This window comes from Amycolatopsis sp. La24 (assembly GCF_029087445.1).
GTDB classification, from domain to species: Bacteria; Actinomycetota; Actinomycetes; order Mycobacteriales; family Pseudonocardiaceae; genus Amycolatopsis; species Amycolatopsis nivea.
Map to the genome: position 1 here is coordinate 1 of NZ_JARACH010000099.1, position 21,316 is coordinate 21,316.

A 21,316-nucleotide genomic window follows, 5' to 3' on the forward strand; every position below is an offset into this window, starting at 1 on the left:
CTGCCGTTCATGCGCTCGGGAAACACCGGTTCCGCGCCAGCCTTCGCCCCCGCTCCCCCGCTGCCCCCACCGCCGCCGCTGCCCGCCCCGCTGCCGCCGCCACCCCCACGCCGCAGCGGCAAAGCGACGGCGATGCTGGCAGTCGCCTCAATGGTCCTGTTCGCCCTGGCCTGCGGCGGCGGTTTCGCTTTGGCCCGCGTGGTGAGCGGCCAGAACCTGCTGCCGCCGCAAGGCGTGGAAACCGGAACGCTGGCGACCGCGGGCACAGTCGGCGGTTCGTCGGAGCCGCTGAAGCTGATCCCGCAGCACGCCAACGCAAGCTCGACGGCAAACGTCACGCGCGACAGCGAATACACCCTTTCCGTGCCCGAAGGATGGAAACGCTTCATCGCATCCCGAAAATCCACTTTCGGCACCTCAACGGTAGTCCAGTACGTTTCCCCGGACGGCCGCCAATCCCTGCGCCTGGAACGAATCCCGAACTTCTATGAGAAGTATTCCATCGGCGACGCAATGACCGCACTGCGCTCCTCCGGTTCGCCGGATTCCTTCAACTTCACCCGCGAGCCAGTGCAAACACCCAACGGCACTGAGGTCATGTTCCGCGCAGTAGAACGAGCACAAACCCGCTCCGCCAACCCAGACGCAGTAATCACCCGAGCCACCTACGCCCTGATCAAACAATCAGAAAACACCCTGTGGCTACTTTCCCTGACGGTGCCAGCAGAACAGGAAGACACCGGCTCCGCCACCTTTGACCAAATAGCCCCGACCCTGTCTTTCCCCGCGGCCTCGTAAACCGCAGCCCTGCACAAACAATCGAGGCACCCACACCGCCCCCAACCCCGATCCGAAGCCGAACCGTCAGCACAATAAAACTTCGGGGTGGCGGGCCCCACAGCGAGCGCAATGTCGCCGCCAGGCGACGAGGCGTCCGGCCCCCAGAAGAATTTCACCCCTCCGAATACCTACGCCCAGTCTCCGCAGCCTGAGCCAACCTCCGAAACCCCTCAAACAACCGATCCCCCAAAACAGTCCCCACCACCGCAGCCTCAACCATCCGATCCATGGACACCCCCGCCTCAAGAGTGTCCAAATCCGCCTCCGCGATCCGATCGGCAATTTCCGCATAACGCCCGATCTGATCCAGCAACGGCTGATGCCCCAGCGCACGAATCGTGCACACGGTCCCCACCAGCACATCCGCCACCGGATTCTCCGGCCCGAACTTCCACCCGTGCTTCCGAGCGAGCGAAGACAACAACTCCATCGCCCACTCGCGATCCTCGTCCGAAACCTCCACCGCGGATCCAGTCAACGCCCGCTGCATCACCCCGAGCACGTTGTACGCGGCCCGGTCCGAATCAACCGCCGCCACGACCTCCCGCACGGTCGCCACGGACAACCCGCCGACCTCGACCAGCGCCCGGATCAGCTTCAGCCGCCGCACATGCTCCTCGCCGTAGCGAGCCTGGTTCGGACTGGTCCGTTCCCCGGCCGGGAGCAGCCCCTCCCGCAGGTAGTACTTGATCGTCGCCACCGGAATCCCGGACTCGGCGCTCAGCTCTGCCATCCGCACCCGCACGACCCTAACTTCCGGGAAAAACCCTGAGGACTTCTCAGCATGGATAGCTTAACTTCCCATAGTGGAGAGCATCACTATCCATACTGGGAGGACCTCATGACCACCACCGTCGACCCGCCCGCGGCGACGTTGCCCACCGCCCGGATGCGCACGTGGCACCGGCCTTCGCTGTGGTTCGCCGCGGCGATGGGCGTCGCGACGGTGCTGACCGTCGTGGCGATGCTGATCGACCACCGGACCCTGCTCGGCGCGCCGGTGTGGGCGAAGCCGTTCAAGTTCGCCGTGTCCGGCGGGCTCTACTACTTCACCTGGAGCTGGCTCGTCTCGCTGCTGAACGGCCGGTTGCGCAAGGTCGCGAACGTCGCCACGACCGTCTCCGTCGTGCTGTTCGCCGCCGAGTACGTGGCGATGGCCTTCCAAGCGGCCCGCGCCCGGCCGAGCCACTTCGCGAACACGTCCCCGTTCGACGCCGCGCTGTTCCAGGCCATGGGGGTCATGGTCGCGGGGCTTTGGCTCGCCACGCTCGTCGTCACCGTGCTGCTCATGTTCACCCGGATCGAAGACCGCGCGGTGTACTGGGCGGTGCGCACCAGCGCGGTCCTCGCGCTGATCGGCGCGGGCCTCGGCGCGACCATGACCCAGCCGACCCCGATCGAACGGGCCGAGATCAAAGCCACCGGGCATTCCGACCTCATCGGCGCGCACAGCGTCGGCGTCGCGGACGGCGGCCCCGGTCTTCCGCTGCTCGGCTGGAGCACCACCGGCGGCGACCTGCGCATCGCGCACTTCATCGGCCTGCACGCGCTGCAAGCGTTGCCGCTCTTGGCGTTCGGGCTCGCGGTGCTCGCGACGCGACTGCCCCGGCTGCGCGAAAGCGCGGTGCGCGTGCGGCTGGTGTGGACGGGTTCGGTCGGCTACGCGGGGCTCGTCGGCCTGATCCTGTGGCAGGCCGAACGCGGCGAACCGCTCATCCACCCGAGCAGCACGACGCTGGCCGCCGCCGGGCTGCTCGTCGGCGTGGTCGCGGTGGCTGCCGCGGCGTCGGTGCTGGTGCCGGCCAGGAAGGCGGTCCGGTGAGCGACCTGACTGTCTTCGCCTGGACGTTCCCGGTCGCGGTTCCGTTCTGGGCGCTGATGATCTTCCTGCCCGGCTGGCGCGGCACTCGCCGGATCCTGGCGTCGCCGTGGGTGCCGCTGCTGCCGCTGATCTGGTACTTCGTGCTGGCGATCCCGCACTTCGGCGAGCTGTGGCACGCGATGCAACGACCGGATCTCGGTGTCCTGCAAGGATTCCTGAGCACACCGTACGGGGCCGCGCTGGTCTGGGCGCACCTGATCGCGTTCGACCTGTTCATCGCGCGCTGGATGTTCTTCGAGGCGCGCACGCACCGGATCCCGTGGTGGATCGTCAGCCCGCTGCTCCTGCTGACGATCTTCCTGTCGCCGTTCGGCCTGGTCGCGTTCCTCGCCGTGCGCGGCGCCCGGATACGCTCGGCGGCATGAGCAACCTGGAGGAGGCGGCCGCGGCCGTCATCGCCGAGCGCACCGGCGTCGAGAAACACGACATCGCCGTGGTGCTGGGTTCGGGCTGGCGTCCGGCCGCGGACGTGATCGGAACCGCCGACGCGGAGATCCCGTTCGGCGAGCTGCCGGGCTTCACCCCGCCCGGAGCGGTCGGCCACGGCGGCACGGTGCGGTCACTGCGGATCGGCGACAAGCGCGCGCTGGTCCTGCTCGGCCGCACGCATTTCTACGAGGGCAAGGGCATCGACCCGGTCGTGCAGAACGTGCGCACGGCCGCGGCGGCGGGCGCACGGACGGTGCTGCTCACCAACGCGGCGGGCGGGCTGCGCGCGGGCATGAACGTCGGGCAGCCGGTGCTGATCGCCGACCACCTCAACCTGACCGCGCGCTCGCCGATCGTCGGCGCGCACTTCGTCGACCTGACCGACCTCTACGCCAAGCGCCTGCGCGACCTGGCGCGGGAGATCGACGATTCGCTCGAGGAGGGCGTGTACGCGGGCCTGCCCGGGCCGCACTTCGAGACGCCCGCCGAGATCCGGATGCTGCGCACCATGGGCGCGGACCTGGTCGGCATGTCGACCGTGCTGGAGGCGATCGCCGCCCGCGCGGCCGGGCTCGAGGTGTTCGGACTGTCCCTGGTCACGAACCTGGCCGCGGGCATGACCGGCGAACCGCTCAACCACGAGGAAGTCCTCGAGGCCGGGCGGCAGTCGGCGACGCGGATGGGTTCGCTGCTGAAGGAGCTCGTCACCCGCGCGTGAGCTCCGGCTAGCGCCCCAATGCCACATTGGGTGCGTCACATGCACCCAATGTGGCATTCGGTGCGTCACATGCACCCAATGCCACATTGGGGCGCAAGCAACTCAGGCGTACTGCGGCAACTGCGCCGCGACTTCCTCCGGCGAAGGCATCCCCGCGACCTCCTCCGCCAGCCCGCGCACGGCGTCCTCCACTGCGCTGTCGGCCAGCAACCGGCCGGCCGTCTCGCGGACCGCGTCTGTCGTCAGTTCGTCGCCGACCAGCTTCGCGCCCACGCCCGCGGCGACCACGGCGTCCGCGTTGGTGAACTGGTCCGCGCCCTGCGGCAGCAGCAACTGCGGCACCCCCGCGGCGAACCCGCCCAGCGTGGTTCCGCTGCCGCCGTGGTGCACCACCAGATCGACGTGCGGCAGCAGTTGCGACTGCGGCACCCATGCCTCCAGTCGCACGTTCGACGGAACCTCGCCGAGCGCCGCGACGTCGACCGCCGGGCCGGTGGCCACCAGCACGTCCGCGTCGAGCGCGGCCAGTCCGTGCAACGCCGAGGTCAGCAGGTGCGCCTGGCTGGCTCCGGTGGTGCCGAGCGTCAGGTACAGCAGCGGGCGGCCGCGGTCCCGGCCTTCGACGCCGGACGGCAGATCGCCCGGTTCGCTCCAGCCGACCGGACGCAGCGGCACCCGCTGGGCTCCGGCGAGGAACGCCGGCGCCTGCACCGACGGCGGGCAGATGTCCACGAACGGCTGGCCCCAGAAAAGCTTGCTGCTTCCGGTGAGGCCGAGCTCGGCGGCGAACGCGTCGATCTGCTCGGTGATGTGCTCCATCGGGCCGCCGCCGGACACCCGGCCGAAACCGTGCCCGATCGCCGGGATTCCCGCCTGATGCGCGGCGAACGCGCCGCCCGGATTGCCCATTTCGTACACGACCAGGTCCGGTTTCCGCTCGGCGAGCACCGCGGCGAGGTCGGTCATGAACCGGGTGGGCAGCAGCCTGCCGAACGCCTTGCCGATCGCCTCGTTCAGCTCGGCTTCCGGGACCTCGTAGCGGCTGCGGGTGTCGCCTGCGAAGAGGAGGTTGAACGCCTCCTGCAGCGTCAACCCGGCGGCGACGGCTTCGAGCCCGGCCTTCTCCAGCGTGGGGTGGAAGTCGGATGCGGTCGCGTAAAGCACCTCGTGGCCGGCGTCGCGCGCGGCGGAGGCTAGCGGCAGCAACGGATAAAGGTGCCCGTAAGACGCGAGGGACGTGAAAAGAATGCGCACTCCCCGAGCGTATCGTCAGCCACCACCCGATATCCGGATCCGCGTAAGCTGGCCCGGGTGTCCGACAGCCTCGATTCCCGCCTCCGCGATTCCGTCTACCGCTGGATCACCGACGACCCGGATCCGGCCTCGCGCGAGGAACTGACCGCCGCCCTCGCCCGCGCGATGGGCAAGGAGCCCGGCGCGATCGAGGAGATCGCCGACCGGATGGCCGGACCGCTGGAGTTCGGGACCGCGGGTCTGCGCGGACCGGTGCGCGCGGGACCGAACGGGATGAACGTCGCGGTCGTCACGCGGACCACCGCGGGCGTCGCGGCCTGGCTCGCCGCGCAGGGGCACGCGGGCGGCGTGGTCGTGATCGGCCGCGACGCGCGGCACGGGTCGGAAGCGTTCGCCACCGCCGCCGCCGAAGTGCTGACCGCCGCCGGGTTCGCGGTGAAGGTGCTGCCGCAGCCGTTGCCGACGCCGTTGCTGGCGTTCTCGGTGCTGCATTACGGAGCGGTCGCCGGGATCCAGATCACCGCGTCGCACAACCCGCCCGCGGACAACGGGTACAAGCTTTACGACGCCACCGGCGGGCAGATCGTGCCGCCGTCCGACGGCGAGATCGAGCGCGCGATCCAGTCCGCCCCGGCCACCCGGAGCATCCCGCGCACGCCCGGCGCCGAGGTCGTCGACCCGCGCGAGGCGTACCTCGCCGCGGTCGGCGCGCTGCCGCGGGGCACGACACGCGAACTGCGGATCGCCGCGACGGCGCTGCACGGCGTCGGCGCGGAGACCCTCCAGGCCGCGCTGTCCCGGGCCGGATTCACTGACGTGCACCTGGTTTCCGAACAGTCCGAACCGGACGCCGACTTCCCCACCGTCTCGTTCCCGAACCCCGAGGAACCCGGCGCGACCGACCTCCTGCTGGCGCTGGCGTCCGAAGTGGACGCTGACCTCGCGGTGGCGCTCGACCCGGACGCCGACCGGTGCGCGCTCGGCGTCCGCGGCCCCGACGGCTGGCGGATGCTGCGCGGCGACGAGACCGGCGTCCTGCTCGGGGCGCACCTTCTGTCCACAACGGACAACCCGGATCCGTTGGTGGCCACCACGATCGTGTCCTCGTCGCTGCTCGGCGAGGTGGCCAAGGAAAAGGGCGCGCGCTACGCGGAAACGCTCACCGGGTTCAAGTGGCTGGTCCGCGCGGGCGAGGGCTTGGTGTTCGCGTACGAGGAAGCGCTCGGCCTGTGCGTGAATCCGAGCTTTGTTCGCGACAAGGACGGCATCGCCGCGGCGGTCGCGGGCGCGGACCTGGCGGCGACGCTCAAGGCCGAGGGCCGCACGCTGCTGGACGTTCTCGACGACATCGCGACCCGGCACGGCGTGCATCTCACCGATCAGGTGTCGTTGCGGGTCACCGATCTTTCCGTGCGCGGCCGCCTCATGGCCGCGTTGCGCTCGGACCCGCCCGCCACGCTCGGCGGGGCGCCGGTGACGCTCGAAGACCTCCTGCCGGACGCCGACGTGCTCCGGCTGAGCGGCGACGGCGTGCGGGTCGTAGTGCGGCCGTCCGGCACGGAACCGAAACTGAAGGCGTACCTGCAAGTGGTGGCTCCGGTGACCGGCGGGCTCGCCGACGCGCGGCGCAGCGCGACGGAAGTGCTCGACGCGGTCCGCGAGGAGATCACCGCGCTGCTGCGCTGACGGGAGAACCATGCCAACGTTGTTGATCGTGCACCACACGCCGTCGCCGTCGATGCAGGCGATGTTCGAGGCCGCGCTCGCCGGCGCGAAGCATCCGGACATCGAGGGCGTCGACGTCGTCCGCCGCCCCGCGCTCGGCGCGACGGTGGCCGACGTGCTCGCCGCGGACGGCTACCTGCTGGGCACGCCGGCGAACCTCGGCAGCATGAGCGGAGCGTTGAAGCATTTCTTCGACACCGTGTACTACCCGTGCCTGGACGCGACGAAGGGCCGTCCGTTCGGGGCGTACGTGCACGGCAACAACGACACGTCCGGGACCGTGCGGCAACTCGACGCGATCACGACCGGGCTCGGCTGGACCCGCGTGGCCGAGCCCGTGCTCGTGACGGGCGAACCGGACAAAGCCGCGCTGGAAGCGGTGACCGAACTCGGCGGAACCCTTGCCGCGACGCTCATGTGAGCAGCGGCTGCTCCGCTGAACGGGGCCAAAAGCCTTCCAGGGGAAAGTAAAGAGGCCTGTCACCGGAAGCCCTGGGGGTCGACCTCCGGCAACAGGCCAGGTCAAGGGTTCGCAACGAAGGCGATCAACCTCGACTACGCAAGGGTACTACAAAGAACCGATCATGACGACCCTGCAATGGCAACCAAGCGTGCTCGATTCAACTCTGAGGGCGCCGACCAGGACCGCGAAGCCCGGGAAACATGGATCCGGCAGCGGTTCGTGTCCCAGTCAGCGGACCACCGGCACCCCGACCGGCCCAACGGACCGGCCCCTGACTGTCCATTGTGGACAGCCGGAAACGGCGGCTAGTTCACCGGCAGCCGACTGCGGTGAGTGACGAAATCGCACCGGATCCGCCACTCGGCGGATAAAGAAGGCGGGCACCGGTCAAGAGACCGGCACCCGCCTTGAGAAAAATCAGGCCGGCGAAACCATCGCCCGCACCGCGGCCGGGACGTCGGCCACCGCGACCTGCTCCTGCTCACGCGTGGCCAGGCTCCGGACCGTCACCCGGCCGGCCGCCCAGTCCTCCTCGCCCACGATGACGACCGCCACCGCGCCCGCCTTGTCCGCGCGGGTGAGCTCCTTGCCCAGCTTGCGCAGCTCCAGCGGGGTCGACGTGCGCAGGCCCGCCTTGCGCAGCACGGTCGCGACGTCGCGAGCCGGGTCCGCCAGATCCTCGGTGACCGGGATGACCGCGACGTCGACCTCGCTGCGCGGCTGCGGCGTGAGGCCGTGCGTGTCGAGGAAGTCCATCAACGTCACGTCGCCCATGCCGAACCCGATGCCGGAGATCTGCTCCTTGGTGAACATCGAGGCGAGGTTGCTGTACCGGCCGCCGCCGAACAGCGCCCGGCGGTTCTGCGGCGAGGTGTCGAAGACCTCGAACACGGTCGACGTGTAGTACGCCAGCCCGCGCACGATCAGCGGCTCGTACCGGACCAGGCTCGCCGCGCTGCTGGACAGCACCTTGACCAGGTTCGACTCGGCCTTGACCTCCGCGGGCAGCTCGTCGAGCAGCGCCGGGCCCGCACCGAGGGTCTCGGCGAGCTTCTCGTACTGCTTGTCCGACAACCCGATCTCGGCGGCGCTCGCCGCGTGCTCCTCGGCCGAGGTCTTCTCCCACCGGTCGACGAGCGCGAACACCTGCGCCAGGTGGTCCGGCGAGATCCCGACGACGTCAGTGAGCGCCGAGGACAGCAGGTTCCGGTCGTTGACCCGCACCGCGAACATGTCCGGCGTCGCGCCGACCGCACCCATCAGGTCGTGGATCAGCTCGAACATCTCGATCTCGCAGTTCGCGCTTTCCGAACCGAAGATGTCGGCGTTGATCTGCCAGTGCTCGCGGACGCGGCCGCGCTGCGGGCGCTCGTAGCGGTGGCAGTTCGGGTGGCTGTACCAGCGCACCGGGAACGACAGCGATTTCGCGTGGCCGGCGATCATCCGGGCCACCGAAGGCGTCATCTCCGGGCGCAGCGCGAGCCGCTCGCCGCCGCGCGTGGTGAGCGTGTACAGCTGCTGGTCGGCGATCTCCTGGCCGGACTTCCGCTCGTAGACCTCCGCCTGCTCCAGGATCGGGCCGTCGTAGCGGAGGTAGCCGTAGCGCTCCAGCACGTCGTAGAGATGGCCGAACACCTGCGTGCGGACGGACATTTCGGCGGGGAGGAAGTCTCGGGTCCCCTTGACAGGCGCAGTTGACAGGTATTCAGGCACGTCATCAAGCTTAACGACCCGGCGCCAGCGATTTCGTCAGGGGAACGCGACGCCGTACGCGGTGAGCAGCATGGCCGCGCCGAGCAGCACCGCCCCGCCGGTCGTGACGCTCATGCCGACGCGGGTGCGCAGCATCGCGAGGAAGAACCCGCCGGACTGCGCGAGCACGCCGAACAGCAGCAGGAAGCAGACGATCCAGCGCGCGGTGTCGCCGAGCCCGCCGTGCTCGACCAGCTGCAACGCGGCGAGCGTAAGGACGAGCAGGACACCGGCGTGCGCGTGTCCGGCACGGAAAAACCCGCGCTGCTTCTCGGTGAGGTCACCGCGGCGCAGGACGCCGCTCAGCTCGTAGCCGCCGTACATGACGGTGGGCAGCGATACGAGCGCGATGACGGTGAACAACTGGACGGGGCCGTGCATGGTCGCCTCCTTGGGGTGCAGAGCGACCATAACACTGTTTTAAAACACTGTCACGAAACTTGTGGGTCCCCCTTGCCGGTGGCTGTCACCCGACGGTCGAGGGAATCGAGCGGCGGAGCGGACGACGGTGGACTGCGCTGAAGGACATGACTACGACCTCGATGCGGCGCCGCGCCCGATGGGCCGGTCTCGCCTTGTCCCTCGCCCTCGCCGGTCTGTGCTCGACCGCCCTGCCCGCGCAGGCCGCGGTTCCGGCCGCGCACCAGCTGGCGAAGAAGAAGCCGGTGCACATCAAGGCCGCACCGGTCAAGGCCAAGGTGCACAAGGGAGAGCAGATCCGGATCCACGGACACTTCGCGACCGGCCCGACTGGCCGCGCCGACGACGACGGGATCTTGTACCTCCAGCAGCAAACCCAGGCCGGAGCGTGGGTGAACCTCGCCGCCGCCTCGTGCTCGCCGGACCACGACTTCGACCTCGGGATCCGGCTGAACGTCTCCGGGAGCTTGACGCTGCGGGTCTTCCACCCCGAATCGACCCTGTTCACCGCGGCGGTGTCGGCGGTGTTCACGGTCGTCGTGCTCTAGGAACCGATCCAGTAGGTGTCCGCGGCGGAGAACGGGCATCATGTCGGGCGTGAGCCAGCCCGGGGATGCCGCTTCGCCGCAGGTGGCTTATGCCGACCAACTCCGCCAGCAATCGGCGACCTGCCGGTTGCTGGCGGAGAAGCAGCGCGAGAACACCGCCGTGTTCGAGGGCTTCGCCGAGCGAGGCCTTCCCGGTTCCGCCGAGATGGCGGTCCGCTCCGAACGGTCGGCGCGGTTTCTCGTGCTGCTCGCTTCGGTGATCGCGGAGCAGGCGATCGCGCACGACGAGCTGATGGCCGCCGGTGGGCCGGAGAATTCGCGCGCGTATGTGGAGTATGAGGCGACGACCCGACGGTTGCGGGCGTTGTTGCCGACGGACAGCCTCACCGATTGAGCGCCAGATCCGGCCAGTGCAAACGTTCGTGAGGGGAACCCACACGGAATCCGATTCCCAATGCCCGGAACTTGAGCTGCGTTTCGCCGTGCCTGTTGCCTGTCCACAAAGGACGCCAGAATTGGCGAAATGCCCTATTGATGCCCGCGTGACCGGGCGTGCAGGGCTGTGAGGGCCTCCCTGAGGGAATCAGATTCCCTCAGGGAGGCCCTCACAGACGATGATCCTGCTCTCGCCGCTCGTGCTCCGCCGAGCCTTTGGCCTGGGCGGACGGCCTCAAACCGCACCCATGACGCAGCCTTAAGTTCCTGGCATTGACGCTGATTCCTGAAGGTTCCCCTCACGAATGTCAGCGGAAGCAAAGAAAGCCATGCACCCCGGCCGCGAGGGCACGATCGTCAACGCCGTACTTGGTCGGCCAGTACATCAAGCTCTATTTCTTCCTGTACAAGAAGTTCCAGGCCCGCAAGCTCAAGCCCGTTGAAAGCGCAACGTGAACGTCGCACCGACCCCAGGCTTGCCGAACGCGGCGATCGTCCCGCCGTGTCCCGCAACGACTTCCTGCACCAACGCCAGCCCCAGTCCGAACCGCCGTCCCTCGCCGTGCGCTCCGTGGGCGAACCGCTCGAAAAGGCGTTCCGCTTCGTGCTGCGGGAAGCCCGTCCCGGTGTCGCACACGCGCAGTTCGACGTGCCGGGCATCCGGGTTGGCGAGAATCACCTCGATCGACCCGCCGGGCGGCGTGTGCCCGATCGCGTTGTCCAGCAAGGCGGACAGCACTCGCCGCAACGCGGTCGGTACGCCTGGAACCACGTCCTCCAGGCCGGGTGAACGGCTCAGCCGGAGGTCCACCTGCCGGTCGTTCGCGCGGACCGATTCCGCCGCCACGGCTTGTTCCGCAAGCACCGCCAGCTGCACCGGCTCCAGATGCGGCCGCTCGGAACAGGCCTGCGCGGACAGCAGCAAATCGTCGACCACCGCGCCCAGTTCCCGGGTGCCTGAGACCAGGGTTTCCAGCTCGGCCGGTCCCGCACCGCCGCGCCGGGCGAGGAGTTGCGTGCGGGTGTGCAACCGGGTCAACGGCGCCCGCAGCTCGTGGGAAGCGTCGGCGACGAACGTCCGTTGCCGGCGCAACGCCTCGCCCAACGGCCGGATCGCCCGCCCGGCCAGCAGGTATCCGCTGATCACCGAGATGATCAGCACCGCAAGCTCGGCCACCCCGAGCCCCAGCAGCAGCTGTTCCCGGTCCGAGATCAGGTAATGCTCGTTGAAGAACGCCTGCCAGACTTCACCGTCGCGGTTGACCGTGCGGATGGTGTACGTCGCGCCGTCTAGCACGCGTTCTTCGGTCACTACGTCGCCGTCGTTCGGTACCGCGGGAATCGGCGGGAGCGCGAACGGCAGCCGCCCGGCAGGCGCGTGTCCCTGCGGCGTCACCAGGTAGGTGCAGCCGGGCGGGGTCGCGGAAAGCCCCTGTCCCAAAACGAAATCCAGCTGCCGCTCGGTCTCCGCGGCCTGCCCGCGCAGCAGCACCCAGTACGCGATCGCGCCCGCGGCGAGCACGACGATCGTGATCACCACGGCGATCTGGCCCGCGATGATCCGCCGCGCGCGCCGCAGCGCCCGCGCCTCCGGAGCGACGACGGTGGTCACACCGCCCCGATCTGGTAGCCGAGGCCGTGCACGGTCTTCACCACGCCGCGGCCCAGCTTCCGCCGCAGGTAGTACACATAGGTGTCCACAATGGACTCCGCGGCGGACTCGGTGAACACTCCCGCGCGCAGCGACGCGCGCGGGTGGATTGCCTTGGGCCGCTGGGCGAGCGTGCGCAACAGCTCGAACTCGCGTCCGGACAGCGTCACCCGCTCGCCGCGCGGCAGGACGACCTCGTGCCGCTGGAGGTCGAGCGCCGCCGCGCCGAGCGGGAGGGATTCGGCGTGCTCCGCGTCGCGGCGGCACAACGCGCGCACCCTGGCGAGGAGTTCGTCGGTCTCGAACGGTTTCACCAGGTAGTCGTCGGCCCCGGTGTCGAGGCCGTGCACCCGGTCGGCCAGCTCGCCCAGCGCGGACAGCACCAGCACCCGCGCGGGCACCGCCCTGCGACGCAGCTGGGCCAGCACCGAAAGGCCGTCGACCACCGGCAGCCGCCGGTCGAGAATCACCACCGCGTGCCTTCCGGTGAGCCCGAGGTGCAGGCCGCGCTGTCCGTCGTGGGCCACTTCGGTCTCGTAACCTTCTCCGGCGAGCAATTCGACGAGCATCCCGGCGAGATCGCGATCGTCCTCGACCAGGAGCACCCGGGAAGCCGCCGGGGTCTCTGCCTCATCGTGCACAGGTCCATACTCGCAGTGATCCGGCCATCCGACCCTCGACTTTCGTAGGCAATCGCTCAGCTTCGCCCGCTCAGGAGAAATTCGGGCATTTCCCCGTCCGCGTACCGGCGGGCGTCGCGTTTGTCCAGCCAGCCGAGCACCGGCGAGGTCATGATCGTGGTGACGAGCGCGACGAGCACCAGGACGGTGAACAGCGCGGGCGAAACGATTCCGGCGGACAGCCCAACGTTCAACGCCACCAATTGCATCAATCCGCGCGCGTTCACCAGCACGCCGATCCGCAGCGCGACCGGTTGCGGTTCGCCGGTCAGCCGTGCCGCGCCCCACGAGGCGCCCAGTTTCCCGACCACCGCGACCGCGATGCAGACCAGCGCGAACAGCAGCAGCTTCGGGTCGGCGAGCAGCGCGAACCGCGTGTTCAGACCGGAGTAGGTGAAGAACAGCGGCAGGAACACGACCCGGCCGACCGGCATGATCCGCGCGAGCACCGCGTCGGCCGCCTCGCCGCGCGGGAACACCAGCCCGAGCACGAACGCGCCGAACACCGCGTACAGGCCGATGACGTCGGTGAACCACGCGGCGGCGAAGAGGAACATGGCGGTGACGAGCATCCGCTGATCCACCGACACCCGCGGGTTGTCCATCACCTTCGCCACGATCCGGCGGACCACCAGCCACACCAGCAGCACGAACAGCACTCCGCCGCCGATGGCCGTCGCGATCGGACCGGCGGTACCGGCGTGCATGCCGAGCACGACGGCCAGCAGGATCCAGGCGAGGACGTCGTCGAGAGCGCCGCAGGCCAGCGCCAGCGAACCGAACCTCGTGCTGCCCAGGCCGCGTTCGGTGATGATCCGGGCCATCATCGGGAACGCGGTGATCGCGATCGCCACCGCGACGAACGCCGCCGAAACCACCGGCGACACCCCCGGTTTCAGGATCCCGGCCCAGTTCGCGCCGAGCACGCTCACCCCGACGCCGAGGGCGAGCGGCACGACGGTGCCCGCCGCGGACACTGCCGCCACGGTTCGGCGGCCTTCCTTGAGCGCGCTCAGCCGGAATTCGTAGCCCGCGCCGAACATGTAGATGACCAGCCCGATCTGGCCGCCGAGGTACAGCAGCGTCCGCACCGAGTCCGGGAACAGCCATTCCTGCACGCCCGGCAGCAGGAGTCCGAGCAGCGACGGGCCCAGCAGCACGCCGGTGACCATCTCGCCGACCACCGGCGGCTGCCCGAGCCGCACGGCGAGCGCGTTCACCGCGCGGCAGGCCGCCAGGATCACCACGGCCGCCAGGAAAAACGCGGGTGCGGCTTCTACGGCACTCATCGAGTTCCTCCCTGGAAGTGTTTGGTGCACAACCGGAGCCGGCGCGCGTCGAGCACCATGTAGGTGCCGAACACCAACTGCGCGAGGCTGCGCCACACGTCTTCCCAGCGATCCCGCACCGCCAGATAGGCCAGCGCGGTCCGCGGATTTCTCCGCGATCCGCGCGGCGTGACGAAAACCGGTCCGCGATTGGGAATCGACCGGGTGTGCGCGGCGCTCGTGGCGAGGGTGAATCGGCGCAGGAATTCCCTGGTGACCACCCGCATCGTCACCGGGGCGAGGCCGCGCGCGGGGCACGGCCGGTTCTGCGCGACGCCGAACGGCAAGAAATTTCTCTGCTGGTGCGCGGGGCAACCGGCCCAGCGCTCCGGGTCGAACTCGCCGGCCCGGTCCAGCCCGGCGTGGTGGAATTCCGGATAGCTGAACAGCAGCACGGTTCCTGCGTCGATGGTCCGGTCGGCCAGTTCGATGTCGCCGGTGCTGATCCGGTGCGCGATGCCGAACAGCGGGTACGTGCGAAGGCATTCGTCCAGCACGCGGTCGAAGTACTCGTCGTCGTCCGGGTTTTCCGCGAGCCTCCGCTGCACCCGCGGATGTTCGGCGAGCACCATCAGCAGGTGCGCCATCGCCTCGGACATTTGCACGACCGCGGTGTTGAAGAACGTCCCTTGCAGGTAGAACACCTGCTCCTCGCGGGTGAGCCGGGACGGCAGCGGATGCGGTACGTCGTCGAGGCGGCGGCGCAGGTACGCGGTGAGCCGGGCGCGACGGCGCATGTTGCGCGGGCGCACGCACTTCAGCGCGGACACGACGTCGTCGGCGTGCCCGACGATGAGGTCCCGCGCCTCCGGCGGACACGGTTCGCCGAAGACCATCTCGTAGTACAGTTCGGCCCAGACCGGCATCATCTCGTCGCGCAGCCGGAGCAGCCGTCCCGGCCCGGTTTCGATCCGGTCGAGCACGCGTGCGGCGACCCGTTCGGTCAGCGCCTGCGATTCGGCCTTCGACTTGACCAGGATACTCCGGGTCGTTTTGGCGACCTCGTCGTAGCGCGGGCCCGGCTCCAGATGTTCCTGGTGCACCTGGGGTCCGGGCGCGAGCCAGTACCAGAACAGGTCGGACAGCGCGGCGCCCTCGCTGCGTCCGTCGGCGGCCGGATCGGCGTACACCCGGCGGAAGTCCTCGACCGGCACCGGGTAGCCCTCTTCCCCGTTGACCAGCGCGAAAATCCGGTTCCGCAGCGCGACCACCCGGCCGGGCAGCCACTTCGGCGAGGTCGCGATCAGCCCGGCCGCCCCGGCGACCACGAGCCGCTTCATCGGACCAGGTCCGCGGTCAGCTCGCCGGGGGTGCGCGCCCCGCAGAGGCCGAGCGCGGTGTCCGTTTCCTCGCGCAGCCGTTCCAGCACTTCGGCGACCCCTTCCTGTCCCGCCGCGGCGAGGCCCCACAGCACCGGCCTGCCGACGCCGACCGCGTCCGCGCCGAGAGCGAGCGCTTTGACGACGTCCGCGCCGCTTCGCACGCCGCCGTCGAGAAGCACCGGCACTTGACCGTCCACAACGGACACGATTTCCGGCAGTGCGGCCAGGCTCGAAATTGCGCCGTCGAGTTGCCGGCCGCCGTGGTTGGACACGAAAATCCCGTCGATTCCGGCCGCCACCGCCTGCCGGGCGTCCTCCGGGTGCAGCACGCCTTTGAGCAGCAACGGCATTTTCGTGGCCGCGCGCAGCCAGCCCAGGTCTTCCCAGGTCAGATCGACGGGCATCTCGATATTCCGCACGCGACCGGTGCTGTCGCGCATGTTCTCGGCGGCCATCCCCGGAGGGAGATCGTGGAACGAGTGGCGAAATTCGCGTTCTCGCCGCCCGCGCACCGCGGAATCGACCGTTATCACCAATGCCCGCGCGCCCGCGTTCTCCGCCCGGCTGATGACCGCTTCGGTGAACTCCCGGTCTGACTGCACATACAGCTGGAACCACAGCACGTCCGCGACCTTGGCGACGTCCTCAACCGCCGTCGTCGAGGCCATACTGCACACAAAGACGGTGCCCGCTTCCGCGCTGGCTTGCGCGGTCGCGAGTTCTCCGTCCGAATGCGCGAGCCGGTGGAAAGCCGTCGGGCACACCAAAATCGGCATCGACAACGGCGATCCGGCGATTTCCACCGACAGGTCGCGTTCGCCGACTCCACGCAGCGCTCGCGGCACGAGGACCCGGCGGCGGAATTCCTCTTCGTTGGCGCGCAACGTGTCTTCTCGCCCCGCGCCACCGGCGTAATAGTCGTAGTGCGCTGGTTCCATCCGTTCCCGCGCGATGGCTTCCAGCTCCGCGATCGTGCGCATGTCAGAGCTGCTTGGTGAAGAAGGCCGTCAACGCGTCCACGTGCACCGGGCGGTTCCACTCGTTTTCGAGGTTCTCGGTGACGTGGTGAGTCGCGACCAATTCGCCGCCCTGGTAATGCCGGACGATCGGGTGCAGGTAATGCCCTTCGCCGGAATCGTTCGCGACGTCCTGGCTCGCGCGGGTGACGGTGAAATCGAACGGGTCGATCTTGTCGTGGTCCGGCCCGTAGTCGAGAGTGATCACGAACGCGTCGGCGCTCTCGCCCAGCGGGGTGTCCTTGAACCGGTCGACCGGGACTTCCTCGTAGTACCTGGCTTGGTCGCCGTCGACCACGAGGACGTCGGCGAGGAAGCCGAACTGCTGGTACAGCGCGGAAGTGCGGTTGATCCGGCGGATGACGGCGTCGACCAGTTCGCTGGTCTTGTTGGCCACCACCGTGTTGGGCCATTCGGTGTCGTGGTAACGCTCGTCGAGCACCTTGGAAAGCGCGCGGACGCCGTAACGGTAGCCGTGGATGAACGCGCTGGTGGCTTTCTTGAAATCGCGCACCTGGGTGATCGTCCCGGCGAAGTAAAGTCCCGGCACGTTCACCGATTCCCACGACGACGTCTGCGCCGGGAACCGGTTGTTGATCGTCATCTCCGGACGGCAGTCCTCGTCGAACATCGAGGCGTCGAACCGGAATCCGGTGGCCGCGATGACCCGGTCGTAACGGATCTCCTTCACCAGTTCATTGGCGCGGGCGAAGGCGAATTTGACGTGGTAGCCGTCGTCGTCCTTGGTGATCTCGCGGACGTCGCCGTCGAGAATCGCGTGCTGCAGTTTAAGCTGGTACATGTCGAGCACGCCGGCGTTGTACGCGCGGAGATGCCCGACGAAGTGCGTGCGCCAAGCGAGTTTGACCGGTCGCGGCCCCGCGACGTGCAGCACCGCGGCGTAGGCATTGATGCTGTCGGCGGTCTCGAAGGCGGAATTTCCTTTGCCCAGCACGAGGACGCGCTGATTGATGAACTGCTCCGGCTCGGTGTCGTAATCGGCGTACTGGTCGACCAGTTCCATGCCCGGCACGTCCGGGACATACGGCTTGGTCACGCCGGTCGCCATGATCAGCCGCCGCGCGCTGAACGTTTCCCCGTCCGCCGCGGTGACCGTGAAGACGTCGTTTGCGCGCGAAATTCGCGTAACCTCGGTGTCGTACCGGATCTTGACGTCGTGTTTCGCCGCGTAATCGGCGGTGTAGCGCAGGAACGCTTCCGCGGGCGGGAACATCTCCGCGCTGTAGTCGGTGAAGACGAGCGGGTCCGGCCCGTCGTCGAGCAGCGAGTTCCAGTCGACCCGGAGGTTCAGCTCGGGGTCGGTCCATCCGGTGTACTTCTTGTTGACCGAGATGAGCGTGCGGTGCCGGGGAAAGCGCGTGAAGAACGCGGCGGGCACGGACCCGCGCTCCAGGACCAGGTAGCTGCGCCCGGCCCCGCCCAGCTGCCGCCCGAGCTGCAATCCCGCCGGCCCGGCTCCGACCACCAGGTAGTCCAGCACGTCCGCCATGAAACCGACCTCCCGCGTCGCCTTGATCTGACGGCGATCAGAGTGGTCGGAAGATCTCAGAAATCCCTCAGAACGTACCCGGTCTTCGGGACACCGGTGCCCCGCTTCCGTCGCGGGGCACCGGCTTCAGCCGCTACTTGCCGGTGACGCGCGCGAGCGCCTCCGGGTACCGCGCACCGGCGACCGCCTCGAGCGGAGCGGCCTTCTCGATGGCCGCGATGTCCTCTTCGGACAGTTCCAGCTCCGCCGCGCCGACGTTCTCTTCCAGGTACTTCCGCCGCTTCGTGCCCGGAATCGGCACGACGTCGGAGCCCTTGGCCTGCACCCAGGCGAGCGCCAGCTGCCCCGCGGTGACCCCCTTGTCCGCGGCCAGCGCGCGCAGCGCCTCGACAATCGCCATGTTGCGCGCGAAGTTGTCCTCGGCGAACCGCGGCAGGCCGCGCCGCATGTCGCCCTCGGGCAGCTCCTGCACCGAGGTGACCGCGCCGGTCAGGAACCCCCGCCCCAGCGGCGAGAACGGCACGATTCCGATCCCCAGCTCCCGGCAGGTGCCGAGAATTTCGTCCTCGATGCCACGCGTCCACAGCGACCACTCGCTCTGCAGCGCGGTGACCGGATGCACCGCGTGCGCCCGGCGGATCGTGTCAGCGCCCGCCTCGGAGATCCCGGCGAAACGGATCTTCCCGGCCTGGACCAGCTCGGCGAGCGCGCCCCAGGTCTCCTCGATCGGGACGTTCGGGTCGACGCGATGCTGGTAGTAGAGGTCGATGTGGTCGACCCCGAGCCGCTGCAGCGATTCGTCGCAGCACTGCTTCACGTACGCGGCGTCACCGCGCGCGGTCATGCCCTGATCGGTGTGCACGATGCCGAACTTCGTCGCGAGAACCACCTGGTCGCGACGGTCCGCGATCGCCTTGCCGACGAGCTTCTCGTTCTCCCCCGCGCCGTACACGTTGGCCGTGTCGAGCAGGGTCACCCCCAGTTCCAGCGCCCGGTGCACGGTGGCGACGGACTCGCCGTCGTTGTCGCGCACGCCGTAGGCCGAGCTCATCCCCATGCAGCCGAGCCCCTGTGCCCCGACCTCCAGTGCGCCGAGCTTCCTCGTACCGATCACGCGGAAATTCCCTCCATCTCGGGCGCGACGCCGAAGGCCTTGCGCTCGATCTGCTCGTAGTTGGCGATCTTGTAGTCCAGAATGTCGAGACAACCCTGCAGTTCGGCGATCCGGTCGGCGACCGACTGCCGCTGCTCCACGAGGATCGCCTTGCGCCGTCCCGCGCTGGCCACCCCGTGCCTGCGCAGCGAGGCGTACTCGCGCATGCTCTTGATCGGCATCCCGGTGAGCCGCAGCTTCGTGAGGAAGCCGAGCCAGTTCAGGTCCTCGTCGGAGTAGGCGCGCCGCCCCGCCGAGTCTCGTGCGGGCGGTTCGAGAAGCTTGATCCGTTCGTAGTACCTGAGGGTGTCGATCGACAGGCCGCTACGTCGTGCGGCTTCCGCTATCGAGTAGCTCATGCGCTCGACAGTACGACCTGGAGTGCACTCCAGGTCAAATCTTAAAACGACGGTCACGGTCGCGTTTTATAACGTTGTTGCGTTACGCTGGGTACATGCCTCGCCCCCGTACTCATGACGAAACCCTCCGGCTGAAGCTCCTGGATCGGGCAGGCGAACTGATCTCCGCGGACGGCCCCAAGGCCCTGTCGCTGCGCAAACTGGCCGCCGACTCCGGCACGTCGACCACCGCGGTGTACTCGCTGTTCGGCAGCAAACCGGACCTGGTGAACGCGCTGTACGTGGAAGGCTTCCGCCGCTTCGGCGCCCGCCTGGCGAAGGTCCCCCTGTCCGGCGACGCAGTAGCCGACCTCGTGCGGCTGGGCATCGCGTACCGAGAAAGCGCCCTAGCCGACCCGCACCTGTACGCGATCATGTTCAGCCGCTCCGTGCCAGGCTTCGAACCCAACGCCGAGGCAGACGAGGTCGCCCAAGCCACCCTCGCCCCGCTGACGGGCGTCGTCCGCACCGCGGTGTCGTCCGGCCAGTTCCAGGACGTCGCACCGGAACTGATCACCGTCAGCCTGTGGGGTTTCGTGCACGGCCTGGTGTCCTTGGAACTGTCCGGCCGCCTCCCGGACGGCTTCAGTGTTTCCGACGCGTACGAGAAAGCCTTGCACGCCAACGCTTCCGGCTGGCTTACCTAGCCCCGTACTGCCGGTCCCCCGCATCGCCGAGCCCCGGCACGATGAACCCGGAATCGTTGAGCCGCTCGTCAATGCTCGACGTGACCACCCGCAGCGGCAGCCCAGTCTGCTCCAGATGCGCCAACCCTTCCGGCGCGGCAAGCGCACAGATGGCGGTGACGTCAGTAGCACCACGATCGGTCAGCAGGCGAATCGTGTACTCCATCGAGCCACCGGTCGCGAGCATCGGATCAAGCACCAACACCGGCCGATCCGAGAGCGACTCGGGCAGCGACTCGAGATACGGGGTCGGCTTGAGCGTCTCCTCGTCACGAGCGAGCCCGACGAACCCCATCTGCGCGTCCGGGATCAGCTTGTGCGCCTGGTCAGCCATGCCAAGCCCCGCCCGCAACACAGGCACCAGCAACGGCGGACTGGCAAGCCGATAAGCGTCAGTGCGCGCGACCGGAGTATGAATGCGCTCAGTACGCACCGGCGCGTCCCGCATGGCTTCATAGACGAGCATGACAGTCAACTCATGCAGCGCGGCCCGGAACGCAGCACTGTCAGTCCGAGCGTCCCGCATGGTCGAGAGACGAGCCTTGGCCAGCGGGTGATCGACTACCTGCACATCCATAGCGCACAACTTAGCCGCCCGTTTCGGACCCGCCACTCTTTCCCCCGCACCTTCGTGGGCCCCATTACGTCGTGAGGGCCACCCTCACATCCCCTGATTCCCGCAGGGTTCCCCTCACGACCATGCTCCAGAGGTGAGGGGCCCCTTCACGGACCTGGATTCCCTCAAGGAGCCCTTCACGGCCGCCCCGCCAACCCAGCCACAGGGATGCTTCCCCAATGTGGCATTGGGTGCGTCGGATGCACCCAATGTGGCGTTCGGTGCGTCAGATGCACCCAATGCCACATTGGGGCGCTAACCCCACCCAAACCGCAGCCGATGCACCCAGCACCGAGGACCCCAGCCGCACCGACGCACCCAACGAGCCAGGCACCTGGCCCTTCCCCGCAGCCAATGCACCCAACCATCGATGCACCCAGCCCCTCCCCCGCACCCCGATACGAAGCTCCCCTGCGGTTCGGGGGTGCTTGTCAAGGCATCTTTCCCGCCTTGACAAGCACCCCCGAACCGTCAGCACAATCAAGCTTCG

Annotated in this window: 21 protein-coding genes and 1 pseudogene; 9 read left to right on the plus strand and 13 right to left on the minus strand. The window is 68.5% G+C overall.

The genetic code is table 11. The features are described from left to right. Window positions 1-798, plus strand: a pseudogene (locus tag PUT80_RS44225) (serine/threonine protein kinase); the annotation flags it as partial. A 154-nt stretch (window positions 799-952) separates the two neighbouring features. Here the strand turns inward: PUT80_RS44225 and PUT80_RS44230 are convergent. Further along, window positions 953-1,573, minus strand: a complete 621-nt coding sequence (locus tag PUT80_RS44230; RefSeq protein WP_078870604.1) for a MerR family transcriptional regulator — start codon at window positions 1,571-1,573, stop codon at window positions 953-955. Between the two features lie 108 nt (window positions 1,574-1,681). Here PUT80_RS44230 and PUT80_RS44235 point away from each other — a divergent pair, with 108 nt between their 5' ends. From PUT80_RS44235 to PUT80_RS44245, 3 genes are read left to right on the plus strand one after another with little or no spacing between them, the layout of a single operon-like run. Beyond that, on the plus strand, window positions 1,682-2,662 hold the full coding sequence (locus PUT80_RS44235) for a hypothetical protein (protein WP_275295710.1): 981 nt from the start codon (window positions 1,682-1,684) through the stop codon (window positions 2,660-2,662). After that, window positions 2,659-3,087, plus strand: coding sequence for an ABA4-like family protein (locus tag PUT80_RS44240; RefSeq protein ID WP_134732550.1), 429 nt, complete (start codon window positions 2,659-2,661; stop codon window positions 3,085-3,087). Before PUT80_RS44235 ends, PUT80_RS44240 begins: the two co-directional genes overlap by 4 nt. Beyond that, window positions 3,084-3,869: a purine-nucleoside phosphorylase gene (locus PUT80_RS44245; protein ID WP_134732548.1), complete on the plus strand. Its 786-nt coding sequence runs from the start codon at window positions 3,084-3,086 to the stop codon at window positions 3,867-3,869. The genes PUT80_RS44240 and PUT80_RS44245 overlap by 4 nt, the downstream gene beginning before the upstream one ends. A 102-nt stretch (window positions 3,870-3,971) precedes the next feature. On the opposite strand, the gene PUT80_RS44250 is transcribed toward PUT80_RS44245, so the two are convergent. After that, window positions 3,972-5,123: a glycosyltransferase gene (locus PUT80_RS44250; protein ID WP_275295711.1), complete on the minus strand. Its 1,152-nt coding sequence runs from the start codon at window positions 5,121-5,123 to the stop codon at window positions 3,972-3,974. Between the two features lie 57 nt (window positions 5,124-5,180). Here PUT80_RS44250 and PUT80_RS44255 point away from each other — a divergent pair, with 57 nt between their 5' ends. Both PUT80_RS44255 and PUT80_RS44260 read left to right on the plus strand, forming a co-directional pair. Further along, window positions 5,181-6,809, plus strand: a complete 1,629-nt coding sequence (locus tag PUT80_RS44255; protein WP_275295712.1) for a phospho-sugar mutase — start codon at window positions 5,181-5,183, stop codon at window positions 6,807-6,809. Window positions 6,810-6,819: 10 nt separating this feature from the next. Continuing rightward, a complete protein-coding gene (locus tag PUT80_RS44260) occupies window positions 6,820-7,269 on the plus strand; it encodes an NAD(P)H-dependent oxidoreductase (RefSeq protein ID WP_009072659.1) in 450 nt (149 codons plus the stop codon). Between the two features lie 459 nt (window positions 7,270-7,728). Here the strand turns inward: PUT80_RS44260 and hisS are convergent, their stop codons facing one another. Continuing rightward, window positions 7,729-9,024, minus strand: a complete 1,296-nt coding sequence (gene hisS, locus PUT80_RS44265; RefSeq protein ID WP_037816082.1) for a histidine--tRNA ligase — start codon at window positions 9,022-9,024, stop codon at window positions 7,729-7,731. Window positions 9,025-9,060: 36 nt separating this feature from the next. Beyond that, a complete protein-coding gene (locus PUT80_RS44270) occupies window positions 9,061-9,444 on the minus strand; it encodes a hypothetical protein (RefSeq protein WP_275295713.1) in 384 nt (127 codons plus the stop codon). Between the two features lie 146 nt (window positions 9,445-9,590). Here PUT80_RS44270 and PUT80_RS44275 point away from each other — a divergent pair, with 146 nt between their 5' ends. Beyond that, window positions 9,591-10,031, plus strand: a complete 441-nt coding sequence (locus PUT80_RS44275; RefSeq protein ID WP_275295714.1) for a hypothetical protein — start codon at window positions 9,591-9,593, stop codon at window positions 10,029-10,031. A 40-nt stretch (window positions 10,032-10,071) separates the two neighbouring features. Then, window positions 10,072-10,425 (plus strand): hypothetical protein, encoded by a 354-nt coding sequence (locus PUT80_RS44280; protein ID WP_037816086.1) that lies wholly within the window; start codon window positions 10,072-10,074, stop codon window positions 10,423-10,425. 471 nt (window positions 10,426-10,896) lie between these two features. Here the strand turns inward: PUT80_RS44280 and PUT80_RS44285 are convergent, their stop codons facing one another. The 8 genes from PUT80_RS44285 to PUT80_RS44320 all read right to left on the minus strand — a co-directional run bounded on the left by PUT80_RS44285 (window position 10,897) and on the right by PUT80_RS44320 (window position 19,485). Continuing rightward, the gene (locus tag PUT80_RS44285; RefSeq protein WP_275295715.1) at window positions 10,897-12,078 is read right to left on the minus strand and encodes a HAMP domain-containing sensor histidine kinase; all 1,182 of its coding nucleotides are present in this window, start codon (window positions 12,076-12,078) and stop codon (window positions 10,897-10,899) included. Next, window positions 12,075-12,722, minus strand: a complete 648-nt coding sequence (locus tag PUT80_RS44290; RefSeq protein ID WP_037816092.1) for a response regulator transcription factor — start codon at window positions 12,720-12,722, stop codon at window positions 12,075-12,077. The genes PUT80_RS44285 and PUT80_RS44290 overlap by 4 nt, the downstream gene beginning before the upstream one ends. Before the next feature lie 92 nt (window positions 12,723-12,814). Then, on the minus strand, window positions 12,815-14,086 hold the full coding sequence (locus PUT80_RS44295) for a cation:proton antiporter (protein WP_134732536.1): 1,272 nt from the start codon (window positions 14,084-14,086) through the stop codon (window positions 12,815-12,817). Continuing rightward, entirely contained in the window at window positions 14,083-15,405 is a 1,323-nt protein-coding gene (locus tag PUT80_RS44300; protein ID WP_275295716.1) for a cytochrome P450, read from the minus strand. The genes PUT80_RS44295 and PUT80_RS44300 overlap by 4 nt, the downstream gene beginning before the upstream one ends. Then, complete coding sequence (locus tag PUT80_RS44305; RefSeq protein ID WP_275295717.1) at window positions 15,402-16,427, minus strand: alpha-hydroxy acid oxidase; 1,026 nt, start codon at window positions 16,425-16,427, stop codon at window positions 15,402-15,404. Before PUT80_RS44305 ends, PUT80_RS44300 begins: the two co-directional genes overlap by 4 nt. Before the next feature lies 1 nt (window position 16,428). Then, window positions 16,429-17,973 (minus strand): NAD(P)-binding domain-containing protein, encoded by a 1,545-nt coding sequence (locus PUT80_RS44310; protein WP_275295718.1) that lies wholly within the window; start codon window positions 17,971-17,973, stop codon window positions 16,429-16,431. Between the two features lie 133 nt (window positions 17,974-18,106). Then, window positions 18,107-19,087, minus strand: coding sequence for an aldo/keto reductase (locus PUT80_RS44315; RefSeq protein WP_037816099.1), 981 nt, complete (start codon window positions 19,085-19,087; stop codon window positions 18,107-18,109). Then, on the minus strand, window positions 19,084-19,485 hold the full coding sequence (locus tag PUT80_RS44320) for a MerR family transcriptional regulator (RefSeq protein WP_009072633.1): 402 nt from the start codon (window positions 19,483-19,485) through the stop codon (window positions 19,084-19,086). The genes PUT80_RS44315 and PUT80_RS44320 overlap by 4 nt, the downstream gene beginning before the upstream one ends. A gap of 95 nt (window positions 19,486-19,580) precedes the next feature. Between PUT80_RS44320 and PUT80_RS44325 the strand changes: the two genes are divergently transcribed. Continuing rightward, on the plus strand, window positions 19,581-20,171 hold the full coding sequence (locus PUT80_RS44325) for a TetR/AcrR family transcriptional regulator (RefSeq protein ID WP_275295719.1): 591 nt from the start codon (window positions 19,581-19,583) through the stop codon (window positions 20,169-20,171). Here the strand turns inward: PUT80_RS44325 and upp are convergent. Next, window positions 20,164-20,787: a uracil phosphoribosyltransferase gene (gene upp / locus PUT80_RS44330; protein ID WP_037816101.1), complete on the minus strand. Its 624-nt coding sequence runs from the start codon at window positions 20,785-20,787 to the stop codon at window positions 20,164-20,166. The two genes, PUT80_RS44325 and upp, sit on opposite strands and share 8 nt — an antisense overlap. Between the last annotated feature and the right edge of the window lie 529 nt (window positions 20,788-21,316).

Bases quoted from the DNA above. Each gene is read 5' to 3' on its own strand.
- PUT80_RS44270 (WP_275295713.1), bottom strand. From the start codon at position 9,444: ATGCACGGCCCCGTCCAGTTGTTCACCGTCATCGCGCTCGTATCGCTG.
- PUT80_RS44245 (WP_134732548.1), top strand. From the start codon at position 3,084: ATGAGCAACCTGGAGGAGGCGGCCGCGGCCGTCATCGCCGAGCGCACC.
- PUT80_RS44325 (WP_275295719.1), top strand. From the start codon at position 19,581: ATGCCTCGCCCCCGTACTCATGACGAAACCCTCCGGCTGAAGCTCCTG.
- PUT80_RS44260 (WP_009072659.1), top strand. From the start codon at position 6,820: ATGCCAACGTTGTTGATCGTGCACCACACGCCGTCGCCGTCGATGCAG.
- PUT80_RS44275 (WP_275295714.1), top strand. From the start codon at position 9,591: ATGACTACGACCTCGATGCGGCGCCGCGCCCGATGGGCCGGTCTCGCC.
- PUT80_RS44295 (WP_134732536.1), bottom strand. From the start codon at position 14,086: ATGAGTGCCGTAGAAGCCGCACCCGCGTTTTTCCTGGCGGCCGTGGTG.
- PUT80_RS44320 (WP_009072633.1), bottom strand. From the start codon at position 19,485: ATGAGCTACTCGATAGCGGAAGCCGCACGACGTAGCGGCCTGTCGATC.
- PUT80_RS44280 (WP_037816086.1), top strand. From the start codon at position 10,072: ATGTCGGGCGTGAGCCAGCCCGGGGATGCCGCTTCGCCGCAGGTGGCT.
- PUT80_RS44230 (WP_078870604.1), bottom strand. From the start codon at position 1,573: ATGGCAGAGCTGAGCGCCGAGTCCGGGATTCCGGTGGCGACGATCAAG.
- upp (WP_037816101.1), bottom strand. From the start codon at position 20,787: ATGGATGTGCAGGTAGTCGATCACCCGCTGGCCAAGGCTCGTCTCTCG.
- PUT80_RS44235 (WP_275295710.1), top strand. From the start codon at position 1,682: ATGACCACCACCGTCGACCCGCCCGCGGCGACGTTGCCCACCGCCCGG.
- PUT80_RS44310 (WP_275295718.1), bottom strand. From the start codon at position 17,973: ATGGCGGACGTGCTGGACTACCTGGTGGTCGGAGCCGGGCCGGCGGGA.
- PUT80_RS44300 (WP_275295716.1), bottom strand. From the start codon at position 15,405: ATGAAGCGGCTCGTGGTCGCCGGGGCGGCCGGGCTGATCGCGACCTCG.
- PUT80_RS44305 (WP_275295717.1), bottom strand. From the start codon at position 16,427: ATGCGCACGATCGCGGAGCTGGAAGCCATCGCGCGGGAACGGATGGAA.